The organism is Variovorax paradoxus (assembly GCF_040544635.1).
GTDB lineage: Bacteria > Pseudomonadota > Gammaproteobacteria > Burkholderiales > Burkholderiaceae_C > Variovorax > Variovorax paradoxus_R.
This window is the reverse complement of record NZ_JBEPKJ010000018.1, coordinates 93,524-112,789: the sequence shown is the minus strand read 5'-3', so window position 1 is coordinate 112,789 and position 19,266 is coordinate 93,524. Positions and strand designations below refer to the sequence as shown.

Annotated in this window: 16 protein-coding genes and 1 pseudogene; 9 read left to right on the top strand and 8 right to left on the bottom strand. The window is 65.8% G+C overall.

Annotation, left to right across the window (positions count from 1 at the left end):
• A pseudogene (locus tag ABIC94_RS25560) lies at positions 1-173 on the bottom strand (NAD(P)/FAD-dependent oxidoreductase); the annotation flags it as partial.
• Between the two features lie 84 nt (positions 174-257).
• Between ABIC94_RS25560 and ABIC94_RS25555 the strand changes: the two are divergent.
• On the top strand, positions 258-1,958 hold the full coding sequence (locus tag ABIC94_RS25555) for a bifunctional protein-serine/threonine kinase/phosphatase (protein WP_354375791.1): 1,701 nt from the start codon (positions 258-260) through the stop codon (positions 1,956-1,958).
• A 17-nt stretch (positions 1,959-1,975) separates the two neighbouring features.
• On the opposite strand, the gene ABIC94_RS25550 is transcribed toward ABIC94_RS25555, so the two are convergent.
• Complete coding sequence (locus tag ABIC94_RS25550; protein WP_354375790.1) at positions 1,976-3,241, bottom strand: MFS transporter; 1,266 nt, start codon at positions 3,239-3,241, stop codon at positions 1,976-1,978.
• A gap of 257 nt (positions 3,242-3,498) precedes the next feature.
• Between ABIC94_RS25550 and ABIC94_RS25545 the strand changes: the two genes are divergently transcribed.
• Positions 3,499-4,797, top strand: coding sequence for an ANTAR domain-containing protein (locus ABIC94_RS25545; RefSeq protein WP_354375789.1), 1,299 nt, complete (start codon positions 3,499-3,501; stop codon positions 4,795-4,797).
• A gap of 25 nt (positions 4,798-4,822) precedes the next feature.
• On the opposite strand, the gene ABIC94_RS25540 is transcribed toward ABIC94_RS25545, so the two are convergent.
• The 4 genes from ABIC94_RS25540 to ABIC94_RS25525 all read right to left on the bottom strand — a co-directional run bounded on the left by ABIC94_RS25540 (position 4,823) and on the right by ABIC94_RS25525 (position 9,458).
• On the bottom strand, positions 4,823-5,632 hold the full coding sequence (locus tag ABIC94_RS25540) for an ABC transporter ATP-binding protein (RefSeq protein WP_354375788.1): 810 nt from the start codon (positions 5,630-5,632) through the stop codon (positions 4,823-4,825).
• Positions 5,629-6,567: a nitrate ABC transporter permease gene (gene ntrB, locus ABIC94_RS25535; RefSeq protein WP_354375787.1), complete on the bottom strand. Its 939-nt coding sequence runs from the start codon at positions 6,565-6,567 to the stop codon at positions 5,629-5,631. The genes ABIC94_RS25540 and ntrB overlap by 4 nt, the downstream gene beginning before the upstream one ends.
• Positions 6,568-6,589: 22 nt before the next feature.
• Positions 6,590-7,834: a CmpA/NrtA family ABC transporter substrate-binding protein gene (locus ABIC94_RS25530; RefSeq protein ID WP_126749741.1), complete on the bottom strand. Its 1,245-nt coding sequence runs from the start codon at positions 7,832-7,834 to the stop codon at positions 6,590-6,592.
• Positions 7,835-8,177: 343 nt separating this feature from the next.
• On the bottom strand, positions 8,178-9,458 hold the full coding sequence (locus ABIC94_RS25525) for a nitrate- and nitrite sensing domain-containing protein (protein WP_354375786.1): 1,281 nt from the start codon (positions 9,456-9,458) through the stop codon (positions 8,178-8,180).
• A gap of 75 nt (positions 9,459-9,533) precedes the next feature.
• On the opposite strand from ABIC94_RS25525, the gene tsaD reads away from it, so the two are divergent.
• Complete coding sequence (gene tsaD / locus ABIC94_RS25520; RefSeq protein ID WP_354375785.1) at positions 9,534-10,598, top strand: tRNA (adenosine(37)-N6)-threonylcarbamoyltransferase complex transferase subunit TsaD; 1,065 nt, start codon at positions 9,534-9,536, stop codon at positions 10,596-10,598.
• Here the strand turns inward: tsaD and ABIC94_RS25515 are convergent.
• Together ABIC94_RS25515 and ABIC94_RS25510 are read right to left on the bottom strand one after the other, a co-directional pair.
• Positions 10,531-11,292: an alpha/beta hydrolase-fold protein gene (locus ABIC94_RS25515; protein WP_354375784.1), complete on the bottom strand. Its 762-nt coding sequence runs from the start codon at positions 11,290-11,292 to the stop codon at positions 10,531-10,533. The two genes, tsaD and ABIC94_RS25515, sit on opposite strands and share 68 nt — an antisense overlap.
• Before the next feature lie 198 nt (positions 11,293-11,490).
• Positions 11,491-11,862 carry an Hsp20/alpha crystallin family protein gene (locus tag ABIC94_RS25510; protein ID WP_354375783.1) on the bottom strand — a complete coding sequence of 124 codons (372 nt, stop codon included), beginning with the start codon at positions 11,860-11,862 and terminating at the stop codon, positions 11,491-11,493.
• 121 nt (positions 11,863-11,983) lie between these two features.
• Between ABIC94_RS25510 and ABIC94_RS25505 the strand changes: the two genes are divergently transcribed.
• The 6 genes from ABIC94_RS25505 to tpiA all read left to right on the top strand — a co-directional run bounded on the left by ABIC94_RS25505 (position 11,984) and on the right by tpiA (position 19,228).
• Entirely contained in the window at positions 11,984-13,279 is a 1,296-nt protein-coding gene (locus ABIC94_RS25505; RefSeq protein ID WP_354375782.1) for a branched-chain amino acid ABC transporter substrate-binding protein, read from the top strand.
• Between the two features lie 11 nt (positions 13,280-13,290).
• Entirely contained in the window at positions 13,291-14,448 is a 1,158-nt protein-coding gene (locus tag ABIC94_RS25500; RefSeq protein ID WP_354375781.1) for a pyridoxal phosphate-dependent aminotransferase, read from the top strand.
• A gap of 115 nt (positions 14,449-14,563) precedes the next feature.
• Complete coding sequence (gene rpsO / locus ABIC94_RS25495; protein ID WP_007837783.1) at positions 14,564-14,830, top strand: 30S ribosomal protein S15; 267 nt, start codon at positions 14,564-14,566, stop codon at positions 14,828-14,830.
• Between the two features lie 215 nt (positions 14,831-15,045).
• Positions 15,046-17,364 (top strand): polyribonucleotide nucleotidyltransferase, encoded by a 2,319-nt coding sequence (pnp, locus tag ABIC94_RS25490; RefSeq protein ID WP_354375780.1) that lies wholly within the window; start codon positions 15,046-15,048, stop codon positions 17,362-17,364.
• Positions 17,365-17,451: 87 nt separating this feature from the next.
• Complete coding sequence (locus tag ABIC94_RS25485) at positions 17,452-18,450, top strand: NAD(P)H-quinone oxidoreductase (RefSeq protein ID WP_354375779.1); 999 nt, start codon at positions 17,452-17,454, stop codon at positions 18,448-18,450.
• 13 nt (positions 18,451-18,463) lie between these two features.
• The gene (gene tpiA / locus ABIC94_RS25480; RefSeq protein WP_354375778.1) at positions 18,464-19,228 is read left to right on the top strand and encodes a triose-phosphate isomerase; all 765 of its coding nucleotides are present in this window, start codon (positions 18,464-18,466) and stop codon (positions 19,226-19,228) included.
• The last annotated feature ends 38 nt before the right edge of the window (positions 19,229-19,266 follow it).

Below are 19,266 nucleotides of genomic sequence, written 5' to 3'. Positions count from 1 at the left end.
ACGGTCTGCTCGCCCGCGAGCACGGGCGACAAGAGGATGCGGTTGTAGTTGGGGTGCGGCTCGGCACCGAAGACGGTGATGTCGTACATGTCCGGCGCGAGCTTCAGGAGCTCCTCCAGCGTGCGCACGCCGGCCATGCCGTTGCCGACCATCACGAGCTTGAGTTTCTTCATGGGGTGGGGCCTTTCAACGAATCAAGCAAAGGAAGCATGCGGTGCGCATGGAATGCGCGTGGAAAGCACGTGGAGAATGGCGCCATGAGCTTTGAAGTGGACATCGGCTACAGCAGCCAGCGCGGACCGCGCGAAGTGAACGAAGACTTTGCCGGCGCCGTGAACGCACCGCCGGGCGACGAGTCGCGTGGCCTCATTGCGGCCATTGCCGACGGTGTGTCCACGGGCGGCCGGGGCCTGGAGGCGGCGCAGACCACGGTCATGGGCCTCCTGGCCGACTACTTCGCCACGCCCGACACCTGGGAGCCGACCGCCGCGCTCGACCGCCTGGTCGCGGCGCAGAACGCCTGGCTCGCCGATCACAACCGGCGCCGCCAGGGCAGCGCGACAGCGCTCACCACGTTGACAGCGCTGGTGCTGCACGGCCAGAGCTACACGCTCGCGCATGTGGGCGACACGCGCGCATGGCGCGTACGCGCCGACGGCGAGCCGGCCATGCCGCTGACCCAGGACCACGCCTTCGAGCATCCCGACATGCGCAGCCGGCTGACGCGCGCCATCGGCCTGGACGACCAGGTGCGTGTCGACTATGCGCAGGGCGACGTGCGCGTGGGAGACTGCTTCGTGCTCACCTCCGACGGCGTGCACGGCGTGCTCAAGCCGCAGCGCCTGGCCGCACTCGCGCTGCAGGGCAGTGCCGAGCAGGCGAGCGAGGCGCTGGTGAACGCCGCCCTCGAGGCCGGCACGCGCGACAACGCGACCGCACTGGTCATTCGCGTCGTCGGCCTGGACCCGCGGCAGCTGGACGACGAGCTCGGCGACGGCCGCCGCCTGGCGCCTCCGCCCCTGTTGAAGGTAGGCGACGCGCTCGACGGCTACGTCGTCACCGCGCTGGTGGCCGACACCGGCGTGCATCTGCTCTACCAGGCGCGCAATGCCGCCACGCGGGAACTGGTGGCGCTCAAGACGCTGCATCCCTCGCGTGCCAGCGATCCGCAGGAGCGCGCGATGCTCGCGCACGAAGCCTGGCTGGGCCAGCGCGTGGGCAGCGGTGGATTCGTGCGCGTGCACGAGCGCGCCGAAAACGCCAGCACGCTCTACATCGTGTTCGATTGGCACGGCGGACGCACGCTGGAGCAGATGCGCAAATCCGGAGCGCGCGGTGCGGTGGCCGAGGTGGTCACCGCCGCCATCGACGTGACAAAGGCGCTCGGCCGGCTGCATCGCCACGGCGTCGTGCACCGCGACATCAAGCCCGGCAACCTGCACCTGGGCGAAGACGGCCGATGGCGCATCCTCGACCTCGGCGTGGCCCTGTCCGGGCGCGAAGGAGCGGCCCAGCGCGAGCTGCATGCCGGTACGCCCAGCTACATCAATCCCGAGCAATGGGAGGGCGCCCATGCCGACACCGGCAGCGACCTGTTCGCGCTCGGCGTCACGCTGTACCAGTGGCTCGGCGGGCATCTGCCCTACGGCGAGATCGAGCCCTACCAGGTGGCGCGCTATCGGCGCGACCCGGCCGCGCTCTCGCGGCTGAGGCCCGATGTGCCCGTGTGGCTCGACCACCTGGTGCGCAAGGCGGTTGCCCGCGACCCGCGGGAGCGCTTCGAAACCGCCGAGGAAATGCTGCTTGCCCTCGAGCGGGGCGCTTCCCGTCCCGTCGGTGCGCCGCCCGCCACGCCGCTGATCCGCCGCGACCCGGTTGCGCTCTACAAGATCGCGCTCGCCGTGTCGTTGCTGTTCAACGCACTGCTCGTGGTGTGGCTGCTTTTTCTGCCACGCTGACGGCGAACGGGAAAGGGTCATGGCCGCGTTGCCTTCGGTGGAGCGGTGTACTTGACCGGAGCCGGTGAGGGCGATGTGCGTGCGCGGCCGCCTTTTTCGGCCCAGGTGCGGGTCCAGCGGATCTGCATCACGCGCATCACGCCCAGCATGACCAGAGACAGCACGCCGAAGAACACAAAGCCCCAGACGTAGCTGCCCAGGTACTGCTTCGACAGGCCCATGGCGTTGGGCACGAGGCCGCCGCCCAGCGCGCCGATTTCGCCGATCATCGAACCGGCCACCGCAGTGCTGGTGGGCCAGCGCAGCGGCACCAGCTGGAACAGCGCGCCGTTGCCCGCGCCCAGCGCGGCAAAGCACAAGATCAACAGCAGCGTGGTGAGTGCAAGAGAAGACGACGAGATGCCCACCAGCACCAGCCCGACGGCCACCACCAGCAGCACCACCGTGAGCGTGTTCACGCCGCCCCAGCGGTCGGAGATCCAGCCGCCGACGATGCGCACCGCCGCGCCCATGAAGGCGGCCAGCATGGTGAGTTGTCCGGCCTGCACCTTGCTCACGCCGAACTGGTCGTAGTAGTAAGAGGGCAGGAAGGTGATGAGGCCGATGAAGCCGCCGAAGGTCACGCCGTAGATCAGGCTGAACACCCAGCCGTCTTTTTCGAACAGGCAGGCGATGTGCTCGCGGAGGCTCGCGTGGCTGTCGACGTCGGGCGGCTCCTTGGCGAACAGCACCATCACGACCATCGGCACCAGAATGGCGGCGGCCGCCACGGCATACACCGCCTGCCAGCCGAGCCATTGCGCAAGCGGCGGCGCCACCAGTACCGACACGGCCGTGCCGACGTTGCCGGCACCCACCAGGCCCATCGCCAGGCCCTTGTGCTGCGGCGGGAACCAGCCCGATCCGAGCGACAGCGCCACGCCGAAGCTGGCGCCGGCAATGCCCAGCAGCACGCCCATGGCCAGCAGGTCGTTGAAGCTCTTCACGAAGAAGAAGCCGAACAGCATCGCAACCGCGATCAGGCCCATTTCGACCAGCGTGGCGTTCTTGCGGCCGATGTATTGCGAGAGGATGCCCAGCGGAAAGCGCATGAGCGCGCCCGCGATGATGGGCACAGACAGCATCAGGCCCTTCTGCGCGGGCGAAAGATCGAAGGTTTCCCCGATGAACGGCGCCATGGCGCCGTTGAGCACCCAGATGCAGCAGGAGAACGAGAAGTACAGAAAGGCCGCGAACAGCGTCGGGCCGTGGCCTGAGTGCAAGAAGGTCCTGAAACTGGACATGGCGTTCAATCGTGCGAAATGCCGCGGCGCAGCCGTGGGAGGGCCGAGTCGACGGACGGGGTTGGGAAGGAATGCCGCCAGCGGACGCTGTCGGCGTGGGGGTGCTTCCCGGCCATTGCGCAGCCAGGACGGATGCAGGAGCCTGCAGCCTCACCAAAGCGGTGCTTCGTTACACCGCACCCGTATCGATGCAAGAGGCGTGCCTGCGCAAATGCGCGGGCGTGGCCTATGCTTGCCGTGCCTTCAACCGCTTTGCCATGATGTCCCTTCTTGTCGTTCTGCCCAATGAATTCGCTGAGCCCGCGCCGTTGCCGGAGCAACTCCAGCAGGCGCTGGCGGGTGCCGGCGCAACCGCCGGCGAGCGGGCCACCTGCCACACGCTGGTGCAGCGGGTGAGCGCGCTCGCACCGCAACAGGTGCTGGTCTGGCTGCCCGAACCGGCGTCGGCGCAACAGCTGCAGGCGCTGCTCGATGCTCTTGGCGAATGGAAGGGCGCTCCCCCTTGCGCGCTGAGCCTCGTCAGCGCGCCGCTGGACAGTGCTCGGCACGAAGCGCTGGTGGCGCTCGGCGTGCATGCGTGGCTGCCGCTCGAGGCTTGCGATGGCGCCTCGCTTTCCGCGCTGACGGTCCTGGCGCAAGCCCGCCGGGAACGCGAGGACGCGTTGCGCACTGAACTCGACGGCCTGCGCACGCGCATGGACGAACGCAAATGGGTCGATCGCGCCAAGGGTCTTCTGATGTCTTCCCGCGGCATCGGCGAAGACGAAGCCTTCGGCTTGCTGCGCGGCGCTGCCATGCACGCCAACCTGCGGCTGGGCGAGGTGTCGCGCTCGGTGATCGAGGCCGCGCAGTGGGCCGATGCCATCAACCGTGCCGGGCAATTGCGCATGCTGTCGCAGCGGCTGGTGCGGATTGCGGCGCAAATGCTTGCCGGCATCGACGTGCAGCGCGCGCGCGTCTTGCGCACGCAGTCGGTCGAGCGGGTGCAGCAGAACCTGGATCATCTGGCCACCCTAGAACTGGGCGCTCCCGGCGCGGGCGCGCTGGGCGATGTGCAGACCGCCTGGAGCGGGCTTGCCGTCGCGCTGGCGGCGCGAGCGGTGCCGCAGGCGCTGGCCGACATCGACAAGCTCGGCGACGATTTGCTGGGCGCGGCCGAGGCACTGACCGATGCGCTGGAAGCATCCGGCGCGCGGCGTGCGCTGCGCATCGTCAACATCTGCGGGCGGCAGCGGATGCGCGCACAGCGCCTGGCCAAGGACGCGTTGCTGGCTTCGGCGCTCGCGGCAGGGCCTTCGCGCGAACGGCTGCTGCCGACCATGAACGAGTTCGAGGCCGCGCTGCTGGAACTGGAACGCGCGCCCCTCAGTTCACCCGAGATTCGCGCCGCATTGGCAACCGCGCGGGACGAGTGGCTGCGCCTGGTGGGCGGCGTGCAGGCGCTCGAGAGCCCCGAGGGCCGCGCAACGCTGGTGCGGTCCAGCGAAGCGCTGGTCGATACCTTCGAGCGCCTCACAGCCTGGTACGAGCACAGCCTGCAAGTCATCATGTCCTGACTCCGGTTGTGCCGTGCCGGCGGTGTCAGGCCGCAACCTTCTCCACGTGCGCCTGGCGCGTGTAGAGAAAATCGATCACGGCCTTGCGGGCGTGCACATAGGTCGGGTCTTCGGCCAGTTCGACGCGGTTGCGCGGACGTGCGATGTCGACCTTCAGAACTTCGCCGATGGTGGCAGCCGGGCCGTTGGTGAGCATCACGATGCGGTCGCTCAGCAGCACCGCCTCGTCGACGTCGTGCGTGACCATGACGACAGTGCTCTGGGTCTTCTGCACGATGCCGAGCAGTTCGTCCTGCAGCTTGGCGCGCGTGAGTGCGTCCAGGGCGCCGAAGGGTTCGTCCATCAGCAGCACCTTGGGTTCCATGGAGAGCGCGCGTGCAATGCCCACGCGCTGCTTCATGCCGCCCGAGATTTCGCCGGGGCGCTTTTGCGCGGCGGGCGTGAGGCCGACCATCGCGAGCGCCGCATCGGTGCGTGCGCGCAGTTGCGCCTTGTTTTCGGTGGCGGCGAAAACGCGCTCGACCGCGAGGTACACGTTCTCGAAGCAGGTGAGCCAGGGCAGCAGCGAGTGGTTCTGGAAGACCACCGCGCGCTCCGGGCCCGGGCCCTTGATTTCACGGTTGGCGCAGAGCAGCACGCCCTGCGTGGGCGTGGTCAGGCCGGCGATGAGATTCAGCAGCGTCGACTTGCCGCAGCCCGAGTGGCCGATGAGCGTGACGAACTCGCCCTTGGCCACGTTCAGGTTGACGCCCTGCAATGCAAGGAAGCTGCCCTTGGCGGTCTTGAAGCGCTGCTCGACGTTGTGGATCTCGATGTACTTGGAATCATCATTCATGACTTCACCTCTTCGAACGTGAACGCGGTAGCAAGCTTGATGAGCGCGAACTCCAGCACCAGGCCGACGATGCCGATGACGAAGATCGCGATGATGATGTTGGCGACGTTGAGGTTGTTCCACTCGTCCCACACCCAGAAGCCGATGCCGACGCCGCCGGTGAGCATTTCGGCCGCGACGATCACCAGCCAGGCGGTGCCCACCGCCAGGCGAACGCCGGTCAGCATGTAGGGCAGCACGGCGGGGAACAGGATCTTGGTGAAGATCTTCCATTCGCTGAGGTTCAGCACCTTGGCCACGTTCATGTAGTCGCTTGGCACGCGCTGCACGCCCACGGCAGTGTTGATCACCATCGGCCAGATCGAGCAGATGAAGATGGTCCAGATGGCGGCCGGGTTGGCGCCCTTGAACACCAGCAGGCCGATCGGCAGCCAGGCCAGCGGCGACACGGGGCGCAGCAGGCTGATCAGCGGGTTGAACATGCGCGAGAGAAACTCGAAGCGGCCGATGGCAAAGCCCGCCGGAATGCCGACGGCGGCCGCGAGACCGAAGCCCAATGCCACGCGCTGCAGCGACGAGAGCACGTTCCAGCCCACGCCCTGGTCGTTCGGGCCCTTGCTGTAGAACGGATCGCTGAACACCGTGAGCGCCTGCTGCCAGGTGGCAAGCGGCGACGGAAAGCCGGTGGTGCTCTTCATGGCGACCAGCTCCCAGACCAGCACCAGCAGGCCGAAGCCCGCGAGCGGCGGCAGCACGCGCATCCAGAAGGCGCGCAGGTCGATGGGCGAGCGTGACTTTTGCTCCCGTTCCTTTTTAGGAAGCGGGGTGGGAAGGGTGGCCGCTTCGGCGCGGGCAGCACCCTCACCCCGGGCCTCTCCCGCACGCGGTAGAGGAAGAGATGCGTCCATCGGCGAATGAAATACAGCGCTGACCATGGTGTGTTTCTCCTCAGGCGTCTCAGACGTGGATCTTGAAAGAGTCGGCATATTTCTTTGGGTCCTTGCCGTCCCACACGGAGCCGTCGAACAGCTTGCTGGTGCGCAGCACGTCCTTGGGCACAGGCGTTTGCGTGGCGGCTGCGGCCTGCTTGTAGATGTCGATGCGGTTGATCTCGGTGGCCACCTTCAGGTAGTCCGGATGCTCCTTCAGCAAACCCCAGCGCTTGTGCTGCGTGAGGAACCACATGCCGTCCGACAGGTACGGGAAGCTCACGGCGCCGCCGTTGTAGAACTTCATGTGGTTGGGGTCGTCCCAGCTCTTGCCCATGCCGTTGATGTAGCGGCCCAGGATGCGCTGGTTGATGGCGTCCACGCTGGTGTTCACGTAGCTCTTGTCTGCAATGGTCTCGGCCATCTTGTTCTTGTTCTGCAGGCCCGTGTCGATCCACTTGCCGGCTTCGATGATGGCCGCGGTCACGGCGCGCGCGGTGTTGGGGTACTTCTTGACGAAGTCGCCCGTGGTCCCGAGCACTTTTTCCGGATGGTCTTTCCAGATGTCCTGCGTCGTGATGGCTGTCACGCCGATGCCGTCCATGATCGCGCGCTGGCCCCAGGGCTCGCCCACGCAGTAGCCGTCCATGTTGCCCACGCGCATGTTGGCCACCATCTGCGGAGGCGGCACGGTGATGTTCTTGACGTCCTTGAACGGGTCGATGCCGGCCGAGGCCAGCCAGTAATAGAGCCACATCGCGTGGGTGCCCGTGGGGAAGGTCTGGGCAAAGGTGTATTCGCGCTTTTCGGTGGCGATGAGCTTGGCGAGCGAGGCCGCGTCCACCGCGCCCTTGTCGGCGAGCTTCTTCGACAGCGTGATGGCCTGGCCGTTGTTGTTGAGGGTCATGAGCACGGCCATGTCCTTCTTCGGGCCGCTCAGGCCCAGGTGCATGCCGTAGACCAGGCCGTAGAGCACGTGCGCCATGTCCAGATCGCCGTTGGAGAGCTTGTCGCGCACGCCGGCCCAACTGGCTTCCTTGCTGGGCACGATCTTCACGCCGTACTTCTTGTCGATGCCGAGCACCGAGGCCATCACCACGCTGGCGCAGTCGGTCAACGGGATGAAGCCGATCTTCACTTCTTCCTTTTCCGGCTTGTCGGAGCCCTGGGCCCAGACGGCGGCGCGCAGGGCGGGATCGATTCCCACAGCGCCAATGGCGGCGGCTTGCAGTACGCGGCGGCGGCTGAGGCGGGTTTTCAGCAGGTCGGTCATGTGACGGGCTCCGGTTGAAGAACAACAACAAAAAAGGAAGACAAAAAACAAAAAGGCGTCCCGCACCGCGCAGGGGCTGCTCGAAAACGAGCCCTTGCGGGATGGGGGACGCCTTTGTCCGATTTCGGTGGGCAACACCCGCCGTTGGGTGCTGCCTGCCTGGGACCCGTGGGTCCATGTACTACTTCAGCAAACTGTGTGCCAGCTTTGTTTGCCGCCGTTTGCTATCAAATAGGCAGCAAAAGAGCCACTGGCCGTGTGCGTGCAAGGTCTCCAGGGCGAAAAGTCAGGGTCATGCACGATTGTTGTGCGCCGCACCATTTCGAACGCCCGCAAGCTGCAGTCAGCGTCGGGATGTCGCCTCGATGGGCAGGTAGTCGGCCATGGCGAGCATCGACTCGGCCACGTCGACGAGCCGGCGCTTCTGGTTCATGGCGGTCTGCAGCAGCATCTTGTGTGCTTCGTTCTCGCTCATTCGGCGATGCGCCATCAGCAGGCCCTTGGCGCGTTCGACCAGCTTGCGCTCGTGGAGCGAAGCGCGAACGGTTTCGAGCTCTTCGCTCATGGCCTGCAGCCGGTGCGACTGCTCTTGCACCATGTCGAGCACCGAACGCTCGAGGTGCCGGCCGTACTGGGCCGGCGCCGTGGCCTCCGAGCCCGTGTCGTCGAAGAAGAGGGCGCCCTCGGCTTGCGGCGCGAGCGTGCCGAGTACTTGCTGGTATTTCTGCAGTTCGCCGCGCGCCTGCGCGATCTTGCGGGCGCAGAGTTCGCGCAGGTCTTCGGCCAGCCGGTGTTCGACGGTCTTCATGGCGTCGATTCGGCGGGTGCAGCAGTCGAACCAGTCCTGGCTGAGCCGGGGATCGGGCGCGGCCGCCGAAGCTGCCTGGGCCGAGGTCACGCTCATGCGGCGCAGGCGTTCGATCTCGGCCATGACGGCGTCGGACTGGCTCTGGTGCCAAAGCGCGAGCACGCCGCTGCTCGAGAAATCGATGAACACCTGGAAGCAGCGCTCCTGCAGCTCGATGAGATGCAGCCATTGCTGGCGCTGCGCCTCGTCGCTGCGCCCCAGCGCCAGCGACGCGGCGCCGAAAGCACGTTCCTGCCCGGCGAATTCCTTGCCCTGCATGAAATTGAACATCGCGACGAGGAGGCGCGAGATTTCCGGATCGGTGGCGCCGTCGGCCGCTTCGAACACCACCGCCAGCAAGCCGGCGACGAGCTTCGCGAAGGCGGCGGTGGCCTGCGCGGGCGTCAATTCGAGCGCGCCGACGCGGCGGCGCAGCGCGGGCAGGCCGTCGAGTCCGGGAAGCACCCAGGCAATGCGGCTGAAGAGGCGGGCGCTGTTGCCCGCGGTGGCTCCCAGGCGGCCTTCGGTTTCGAGCTGGTCGAAGCTGGCGCGCACCTCTTCTTCGAGCGCCAGGCATTCGGCGATCTGCGGATCGCGCTGGTCGGCGAAGCGGACCCCGCGCGAGGCGAGAAACACGTTCGACATGCCGCGCTCCCGCTGCAGCGCATGGACGAGGCGCGCAATCAGCCCGACCAGGTCGCTGGTGCGCGCGAGCTGGTCCAGCTCGTCGATTTCGCACTTTCTGGCGGCGATCAGAAAACTCAGTCCGGATTTCATGGTGGGGAAGGGGAGGCAAAGGCCTGCTGCAACATCCGTGCCGCACGGGCATTCGGCGCCGCCTACACTCCTGCGATGCTTCTTCTGGGAATCGAATCCTCCTGCGATGAAACCGGCGTGGCGCTGGTCGAATCGCACGGCGACGCGCTGCCGCTGCTGCGTTCGCACGCGCTGCACAGCCAGATCGCCATGCACCAGGCCTATGGCGGCGTGGTGCCCGAGCTCGCCAGCCGCGACCACATCCGCCGCGTGCTGCCGCTGACCGAAGCCGTGATGGCGGAGGCGGGGCGTTCGCTGGCCGAAATCGACGTGGTCGCCTATACGCGCGGCCCGGGTCTTGCCGGGGCCTTGCTGGTGGGCGCGGGCGTGGCCTGCGCATTGGGTGCGGCGCTCGGCAAGCCGGTGCTCGGGGTGCATCACCTCGAAGGGCACCTGCTGTCGCCCTTCCTGAGCGCGGATCCGCCGGAGTTTCCGTTCGTGGCGCTGCTGGTGTCGGGCGGCCATACGCAGCTGATGCGGGTCGACGGCGTGGGGCATTACGAGCTCCTGGGCGAAACCATCGACGACGCGGCCGGCGAGGCTTTCGACAAGAGCGCCAAGCTCATGGGCTTGCCCTATCCGGGCGGTCCCTGGCTGGCCAAGCTGGCGGAAGAGGGCAATGCCACGGCCTTCAAGCTGCCGAGGCCGCTCCTGCACAGCGGCGACCTGGATTTTTCATTCGCGGGGCTGAAGACGGCGGTGCTGACGCAGGCCAAGAAGCTCGGGGCCGAACTCGAGGCCAACAAGGCCGACCTGGCGGCTTCCACGCAGGCCGCGATCGTCGAGGTGCTGCTGAAGAAGTCGCTTGCTGCGCTCGAGCAGACCGGCCTCAAGCGGCTCGTCGTCGCCGGCGGCGTGGGCGCGAATCGAAGCCTGAGGGAGCAACTGAACGCCGCCTGCGCCAGGCGCGGCGTGCGCGTGCACTACCCCGAGCTGCACCTGTGCACCGACAACGGCGCGATGATTGCAATGGCGGCCGCCATGCGGCTGCAGTCAGGGCTGGCGCAAGCCAGCGAACGCTATGCCTTCGACGTCAAGCCGCGATGGCCCATGGCTTCGCTGATGACGTCATCCGAGACGCCGCGGCCGGTGCCCGCGTAGCCGACGACGGGCGCGAGCGGCCGAGCGACGGCAGCGGCAGCACGTCGAGCACATTGCGCCATAGCTGGCGCCACTGCGGCCAGTCGTGGCCGCCCTCCGTGGTGAAGACGCGGCCTTCGGGCAGCGCATCGGCCAGCAGTTTGTGGTTGCTGGCAAAGCGGTCGCTGAGGCCGAACCCGAGGTAGAGCGGCGGGAGGGCCCGGGATTGCTGTGGTTCCAGGTATTGCTGGAACCAGGGCCAGAGCTTGCGGTCGACTTCCTCGTCCGGCTGGGGGCCGGTGGGGGCCTGCCAGGTGCGCAGGCCGCCGGCCTTGAGAATCTCGGCGCCGAGGACGCGCCGCCCCAGGTAGGGCGCAAGTGCGACGATGCCGTCGACCGACCCTGGCCTGGAGAGTTCATGGACCAGCGCACCGAAGCCGCCGATGGAAATGCCCACGAGCCAGATCGACTTGTAGCCCTTGGCCCGCTGCGGTTCGATGACGTCCGCATGCAGGCGCTCGCTGAGCGTCTGGTCGTAGTAGTAGGAAACGTCCGCGTCCACCAGCAGTGAATCGGCGGCCAGGTGGCGCTCCTGCACGGCGCTGATGAAACCTTCGCGTTCGAACTCGTCGGGTTTCAGGTAGGCGCCGGGGAGGAAGACCAGGAGCGTATCGGACCGTTCATCGGCATTGGCTGACTTGAGGTGCGTGATCATGGTGTGCCTTTGAGGGCACCCGAATCCGCACCGTCAGGGATTCGGTGCGTTTGCGAGACGCCCACGAAAAAGAAAGAAGAAAAATGTGAAAACGTCACATGATTTGACGTTATTCACTGTCCTATTGTGATTAAAGAGCGTCTTCAAAGTCAAAAACAATAGTTAACGACACTTTCCTCTTGTGGGCTTTGCAAAAAATCAACTGATTTGCAGTTCCGAGACCTGGCTGACCGGCACTTTTTTGCCGAGCTTCAGCGTGAGTACGCCGTTCTCGAGCCTGGCTTCGCTGGTGCCCACGTCGATGTCTTGCGGCAGCTCGTAGGCGGCCTTGAACTGGCGCTTGGCTTCGGCCTTGCTGTCGATACGGACCACGGCGCCTTCGATGCCGATGGTGAGGTCTTCGCGAGAAAGGCCCGGTACATCGACGGAGAGGGTCCAGCTCTTGTCGTCCTGTTCTACAAGCGGCGAGCGGTGTGCGCCGGTGAAGGCTTCGTTGACGAAGCGCTCGAAGGCGCGGTCGTACGAACGGGGAGCAAAGCGGGCGGTGCGAAGGGTGGGTGCAAAAAACATGAAAGACTCCTGAATGAACACAATGGGGACAAGGAATGTGTGTCCCTTACACTGCGCGGCCATTCAATCCTGAGTGCCGCTTGACACCACATCTAGGCGCGGCCGCACCCGTTTCAAGACAATGAATCCCCCCTTTATTTGGCGTCGCAAGGCCTTGAAATTTGCGGCGCTGGCGCTATGCGCAGCCCCCTTCGCCGCGCAAGCGCAACCGCAGACGCCGCCCGCGCCCATTCGCCTCGCGTTGATCGAAAGCATGAGCGGCCCCTTCGCCAACACCGGCGAAGCGGTGTTTCGCAATCTGCTGTGGGCCGTGGAACGCGTGAACGCGCGCGGCGGCGTCAAGCTGCCGGGCGTGCCAGGCGGCGCGCGGCCGCTGCAACTCGACCGCTACGACAGCAAGGGGCAGAACGAAGAAGCGCTGTCGGCATTGCGCGCGGCCATGGACGACGGTGCGCGCATCGTGCTGCAGGGCAACTCGTCGGCCACGGCGGCGGCGCTGGTCGATGCCATCGAGAAGAACAACGAGCGCGATCCGTCGCGGCGTGTGATCTTCCTCAACTACGCGGCGGTCGATCCGGTGCTCACCAACGAGCGCTGCAGCTTCTGGCACTTTCGCTTCGATGCGCATGCCGACATGCGCGTGGCCGCGCTGATGGAAGTGGTGAAGGACGACGCAACGCTCAAGCGCGCGTACCTCATCGGGCAGGACTACAGCTTCGGGCAGTCGGTGCTGCGCGAATCGAAACGCCTGCTGGGCGTGCAGCGGCCCGATGTGGAAATCGTCGGGGACGAGCTGCACCCGATGGGCAAGGTGAAGGACTTCGCGCCCTACGCCAGCAAGATCATTGCGAGCGGCGCGCAGGCGGTGTTCACCGGCAACTGGGGCAACGACCTCACGCTGCTGGTGAAGGCGGCGCGCGAGGCCGGCTTCAACGGCACCTTCTATACCTTCTATGGCAACGCGCTCGGCGCGCCCGCGGCCATCGGCGATGCCGGCATCGGCCGCGTGATTGCCGTGGCCGACTGGCTGCCCAACGTGCAGACCGCGCAGTCGGAGGCGTTCTATCGCGCCTTCCGCGCGCGTTTTCCGAAGCCGGCCGACGACTACGTGCACATGCGCATGCAGTTGCTCGTGGAGTCGCTGGCGCAATCGATCGAACGCGCGGGCAGTGTCGATGCGGTGGCTGTGGCGCGTGCGCTCGAGCAAGCCGACGTGAGCCTGTACGGGCAGCGCGGCCGCATGCGCGCGGCGGACCATCAGTTCCAGCAGCAGCTCGTGGTCGGCGTGATGGACAAGCAGGGCAAGCCGGGCGTGCAGTTCGATGTCGAAGGTTCGGGCTACGGCTTTCGCGTGATCAAGACCATTGCCCCCGAACGCGCCGAGCTGCCGACCACCTGCAAAATGAAAAGAATCTAGAAAGCCAAGACATGCGTGAAGCCATCCACAACCTCGAAGCCTCCAAGATCCGCGAGGTTGCCAATGCCGGGCTCGGCCGCGATGACGTGCTCGCCTTCTGGTTCGGCGAAAGCGACGAGGTCACGCCCGAGGTGATCCGCCAGGCGGCCATCGACTCCCTGCAGCGCGGCGAAACCTTCTACGCGCACAACCTCGGCCTGCCGGAGCTGCGCGAGGCGATCGCCGGCTACACCAGCAAGCTGCATCCCAAGGTCGATGCTTCGCGCATCGCCGTGACCTCCGGCGGCGTCAGCGCGCTGATGCTCGCGGTGCAGGCGCTGGTCGATGCGGGCGATGAGGTCGTCGCGGTCACCCCCGTGTGGCCCAACCTCACGGCGCAGCCGGCAATTCTGGGCGCCAAGGTGCGCACGGTGTCGCTGGTGCCCGCGAATGGGCAGTGGACGCTCGATCTGGCCGCGCTGCGCAAGGCGGTCACGCCGAAGACCAAGCTGCTGATCGTCAACGCGCCCAACAACCCGACCGGCTGGACCATGACGCGTGAAGAGCAGCAGGCCGTGCTCGACCACTGCCGCGAAACCGGCACCTGGATCCTGGCCGACGAGGTGTACGAGCGCCTGTATTTCGAGCCCACGCCCAGCGGTTGCGCGCCGAGCTTTCTCGACATTTCGAGGCCCGACGACCGGCTGGTGGTGACGCACAGCTTCTCGAAGAGCTTTCTCATGACCGGCTGGCGCCTTGGGTGGCTCGTGCTGCCGCCCGCGATGGTCGAGGGCATCGGCAAGCTGATCGAGTTCAACACCTCCTGTGCCAGCGTCTTTACCCAGCGCGCCGCCGTTGCGGCCATCGAGCACACCGCGGAGATCACGCCCCGCGTGGTGGCCCATCTGAAAGAGTGCCGCGACACCCTGGTGCCGCTGCTGGCAGCCTTGCCCGGTGTGCAGGTGGCCCCGGCCAAGGGCGGCATGTACGCCTTTTTCCGCTTGGAAGGCTTCGGCGACTCCCTCGAGCTTGCCAAGCGCCTGGTCGTCGAGGCCGGCCTTGGCCTCGCCCCTGGCAACGCCTTCGCCCCGGAAGCCCAAGGGTGGCTGCGCTGGTGCTTCGCTTCCAAGGACCCCCAGCGCCTTGTGCAAGGCGTGGAGCGCCTGAAAAGCTGGCTATCCAGACAGTAAACGCGCAAGCCCCGGGCGAGCTATAATCCCGAGGCTTTGCATGCCGCAAGGCGCACGGTGAGGGCAGTTCCAGCGCTCACCGCAAGTCAAACATCCCGGAACAAGGAAATTCAACATGATCGCAGCCTCCATCAAGGCCGAAGTCGTCAAAGACAACGCCCGCGCCGCCAACGATACCGGTAGCCCCGAAGTGCAAGTCGCACTGCTGACCGCCCGTATCAACGAGCTCACCCCCCACTTCAAGACGCACGCCAAGGACCACCATGGTCGTCGCGGCCTGCTGCGCATGGTGAGCCGTCGCCGCAAGCTCCTGGACTACCTCAAGTCCAAGGACGCCGATCGTTACACCGCGCTGATCGCCAAGCTGGGTCTGCGCAAGTAAACCGAATCGCATGAAAAAACGCCTGGGTTAGTCCGCTAGCTCAGGCGTTTTTTACTTCGCGATCCACTTTCGGAGTGCCAAAACAGAGCGAAGCTGTGTCATTCCAATGAAGTTCCCGCCGAGCTTCGCTGGAATGGCATCGTGTTCTGAGAAGCCTCCGTCCCTGCGGAACCTGTGATGAATACAGGTCAATCGCTATCAAAACAGGAGCAAACATGAGCCTCTTCAACAAAGTCACCAAGTCCTTCCAATGGGGCGACAAGACTGTCGTCATGGAAACGGGCGAAATCGCCCGCCAGGCTAGTGGTGCCGTGGTGGTCGACATCGACGGAACCGTGGTCCTGGCGACCGTGGTGGCCTCCAAGACTGCCAAGCCCGGCCAGGATTTCTTCCCGCTGACCGTCGACTACATCGAGAAGACCTACGCCGCGGGCAAGATCCCCGGCAGCTTTTTCAAGCGCGAAGCCAAGCCCAGCGAACACGAAACGCTGACCAGCCGCCTGATCGATCGTCCGATCCGCCCGCTGTTTCCCGAAGGTTTCCTGAACGAAGTGCACGTGGTCATCCACACGCTGTCGCTCAACCCTGAAGTCGACGCCGACATCGCCGCCATGATCGGCGTGAGCGCCGCGCTGTCGATTTCCGGCATTCCGTTCAGCGGCCCGATCGGCGCTGCGCGCGTGGGCTACATCAACGGCCAATACGTGCTGAATCCGGGCCAGACCGCCCGCAAGGATTCGCAGATGGACCTCGTCGTTGCCGGTACCGAAGTCGCCGTGCTGATGGTGGAATCCGAAGCACAGCAACTCAGCGAAGAAATCATGCTGGGCGGCGTGGTGTTCGGCCACGAACAAGCCAACATCGCGATCAACGCGATTCATGAACTCGTGCGCGACGCCGGCAAGCCGGTGTGGGACTGGCAGCCGCCGGCCGAAGACGAAGCCTTCGTCGCCAAGGTCAAGAGCCTGGCCGAAGAAAAGCTGCGCGCCGTCTACCAGATCCGCAGCAAGCAGGCCCGCACGCAAGCCCTGCGCGAAGCCAACGCCAGTGTGATGAACACGCTGAAGGAAAGCGGCGAACCCTTCGACGCCGGCAAGGTCAACGACCTGCTGTTCTCGATCGAATCGAAGATCGTCCGCAGCCAGATTCTCTCGGGCGAACCCCGCATCGACGGCCGCGACACGCGCACCGTGCGCCCCATCGAAATCCGCAACTCCGTGCTGCCGCGCACCCATGGTTCGGCACTGTTCACCCGCGGCGAGACGCAGGGCCTGGTCATCACCACGCTCGGCACCGAACGCGACGCACAGCGCATCGATGCGCTGGCCGGCGAATACGAAGACCGCTTCCTGTTCCACTACAACATGCCTCCCTTCGCCACCGGCGAAGTGGGCCGCATGGGCTCGACCAAGCGCCGCGAAATCGGCCACGGCCGCCTGGCCAAGCGCGCGCTCGTCGCCGTGCTGCCGACCAAGGAAGAATTCCCGTACACCATTCGCGTGGTGTCGGAAATCACCGAGTCGAACGGCTCGTCGTCGATGGCTTCGGTCTGCGGCGGCTGCCTCTCGATGATGGACGCGGGCGTGCCGATGAAGGCGCACGTGGCCGGCATCGCCATGGGCCTGATCAAGGAAGACAACCGCTTTGCGGTGCTGACCGACATCCTGGGCGACGAAGATCACCTGGGCGACATGGACTTCAAGGTGGCCGGCACGACCAACGGCATCACCGCGCTGCAGATGGACATCAAGATCCAGGGCATCACCAAGGAAATCATGCAGGTCGCACTGGCCCAGGCCAAGGAAGCGCGCATGCACATCCTGGGCAAGATGCAGGAAGCCATGGGCGAAGCCAAGACCGAGGTGTCGCAGTTCGCACCGCGCCTGACCACGCTCAAGATCAACCCCGAGAAGATCCGCGACGTGATCGGCAAGGGCGGCGCTGTCATTCGCGGCTTGCAGGAAGAAACCGGCACGACGATCAACATCGACGAAGACGGCACCATCACCATCGCCTCGACCGATCCGGAGAAGGCGGAGTTCGCCAAGCGCCGCATCGAGCAGATCACCGCTGAAGTCGAAATCGGCAAGGTCTACGAAGGCCCCGTCACCAAGATCCTGGACTTCGGCGCGCTCATCAACCTGCTGCCCGGCAAGGACGGCCTGCTGCACATCAGCCAGATCGCGCACGAGCGCGTCGAGAAGGTGACCGACTATCTGAGCGAGGGCCAGATCGTCAAGGTCAAGGTTCTCGAGACCGACGAAAAGGGCCGCGTCAAGCTGTCCATGAAGGCCCTGACCGAGCGTCCGGCCGGCATGGAGTTCCAGGAACGCGCACCGCGTGAAGACCGCGGCGGCGACCGTGGTGATCGTGGCGGCGAGCGTCGCGAACGTTCGGACCGCGGTGACCGTGGCGGCGATCGCGGCGGCGAACGCGCGCCTCGTTTCAACAACGAGCAGCAGCAGCCGCGCAACGAGCAGCCGCAGGCGCCCGCCGGCGAGCAGCCGTACGCACCGCGCGAACCGCAAGAATAAGAAGGGTGCAACGGCAGCTTTGCAGCCGTTGCCAACTTTTTAAATAGCTAACCACGCCCGGAACATGGGCGTTGCAGGCCAAAGACCATGAAAGCCATTGAAATCACTTCGTACGGCGCCCCTGAGGTGCTGCGCGCCGTGGAGCGTCCCGATCCGGTGGCCGGCGTGGGCGAACTGTTGATTCGCGTCGCAGCCAGCGGCGTGAATCGTCCGGACGTGTTGCAGCGCAAGGGGCACTACCCGGTTCCGCCGGGTGCCTCCGACCTGCCGGGCCTCGAAGTGGCCGGCGAGATCGTGTCGGGCGACGCCGCGGCCCTGGCCGAAGCAGGCTTCAAGATCGGCGACCGCGTTTGCGCGCTGGTCGCGGGCGGCGGCTATGCCGAGCTGTGCGTGGCGCCTGTGGCGCAATGCCTTCCGGTGCCCAAGGGGTGGAGCGATACCGAGGCAGCTTCGCTGCCCGAGACCTTCTTCACCGTCTGGAGCAACGTGTTCGAGCGGGGTCGCCTGCAAAAGGGCGAGACCCTGCTGATCCAGGGCGGCTCGAGCGGCATCGGCGTGACGGCGATCCAGATCGCCAAGGCGCTGGGTGCCACCGTGATCGTCACGGCCGGCAGCGACGACAAGTGCGAAGCCTGCAAGAAGCTGGGCGCGGATCACGCCATCAACTACCGCACGAGCGACTTCGTCGAAGAGGCGAAGAAGCTCACCGGCGGCAAGGGCGTGGATGTGATCCTGGATATGGTTGCCGGCGACTACGTGGCGCGCGAGATCGAATGCATGGCCGAAGACGGCCGGCTCGTGATCATCGCGGTGCAGGGCGGCGTCAAGAGCGATTTCAATGCAGGCCTGGTGCTGCGCAAGCGGCTGGTGATCACCGGTTCGACGCTGCGTCCGCGGCCCGTGGCGTTCAAGGGCGCCATCGCCAAGGCGTTGCGCGAGAAGGTCTGGCCGCTGCTCGAAAGCGGTGCGGTCAAGCCCGTGATCCACAGCACCTTTGTGGCGGGTGGCGAACCCAGTGGCGCAGCGCAGGCGCATGCGCTGATGGAATCCAACCAGCACATCGGCAAGATCGTGCTGACATGGTGACGGGCAACATACGATGACAACGAAAAAGAAGCTGATCGCTGGCAACTGGAAGATGAACGGCAGCCTTGCCGCCAACGAGGCGCTGGTGAAGGCCTTGCTGCAGGGCCTGGCCGCGGCGCCGGCTGGTTGCGACATCGCGCTTTGCGCGCCGGCCCCGTATTTCGCCCAGCTGCAATCGCTGCTGGCGGGTTCGACGGCCATGGCGCTCGGCGCACAGGACATCTCGGCGCACCCGCAGGGTGCGTTCACCGGCGAGCAGTCGGCGGCCATGCTGAAGGAATTCGGCGTGCGCTATGCCATCGTCGGTCATTCGGAGCGTCGCCAGTACCACGGCGAAACCGATGAAGCGGTGGCGGCCAAGACAGCGGCTGCGCTGGCGAACGGCATCACGCCCATCGTCTGCGTGGGCGAAACGCTGGCCGAGCGCGAAGCAGGGCATACCGAAGAAGTCGTCAAGCGCCAACTGGCCGCGGTGATCCATGTCAATGGCCACTGCATCAGCGAAATCGTCGTTGCCTATGAGCCCGTCTGGGCCATCGGAACCGGCAAGACGGCAACGCCCGAGCAGGCACAGGCGGTGCACGCCGTGCTGCGCGCACAGCTGCAGCATGCGGCCAGCGAGCACGCGGCCGGCATCTGCATTCTTTACGGCGGCAGCATGAACGCAGCCAACGCCGCGCAGTTGCTGGCGCAGCCCGACATCGACGGCGGCCTCATCGGCGGCGCATCGCTCAAGGCCCCCGACTTTTTACAGATCATTTCCGCTGCCGCTCGCTGAACGCGAGCAGCGGCTGCCATCAATTAGGAGTAAGAACG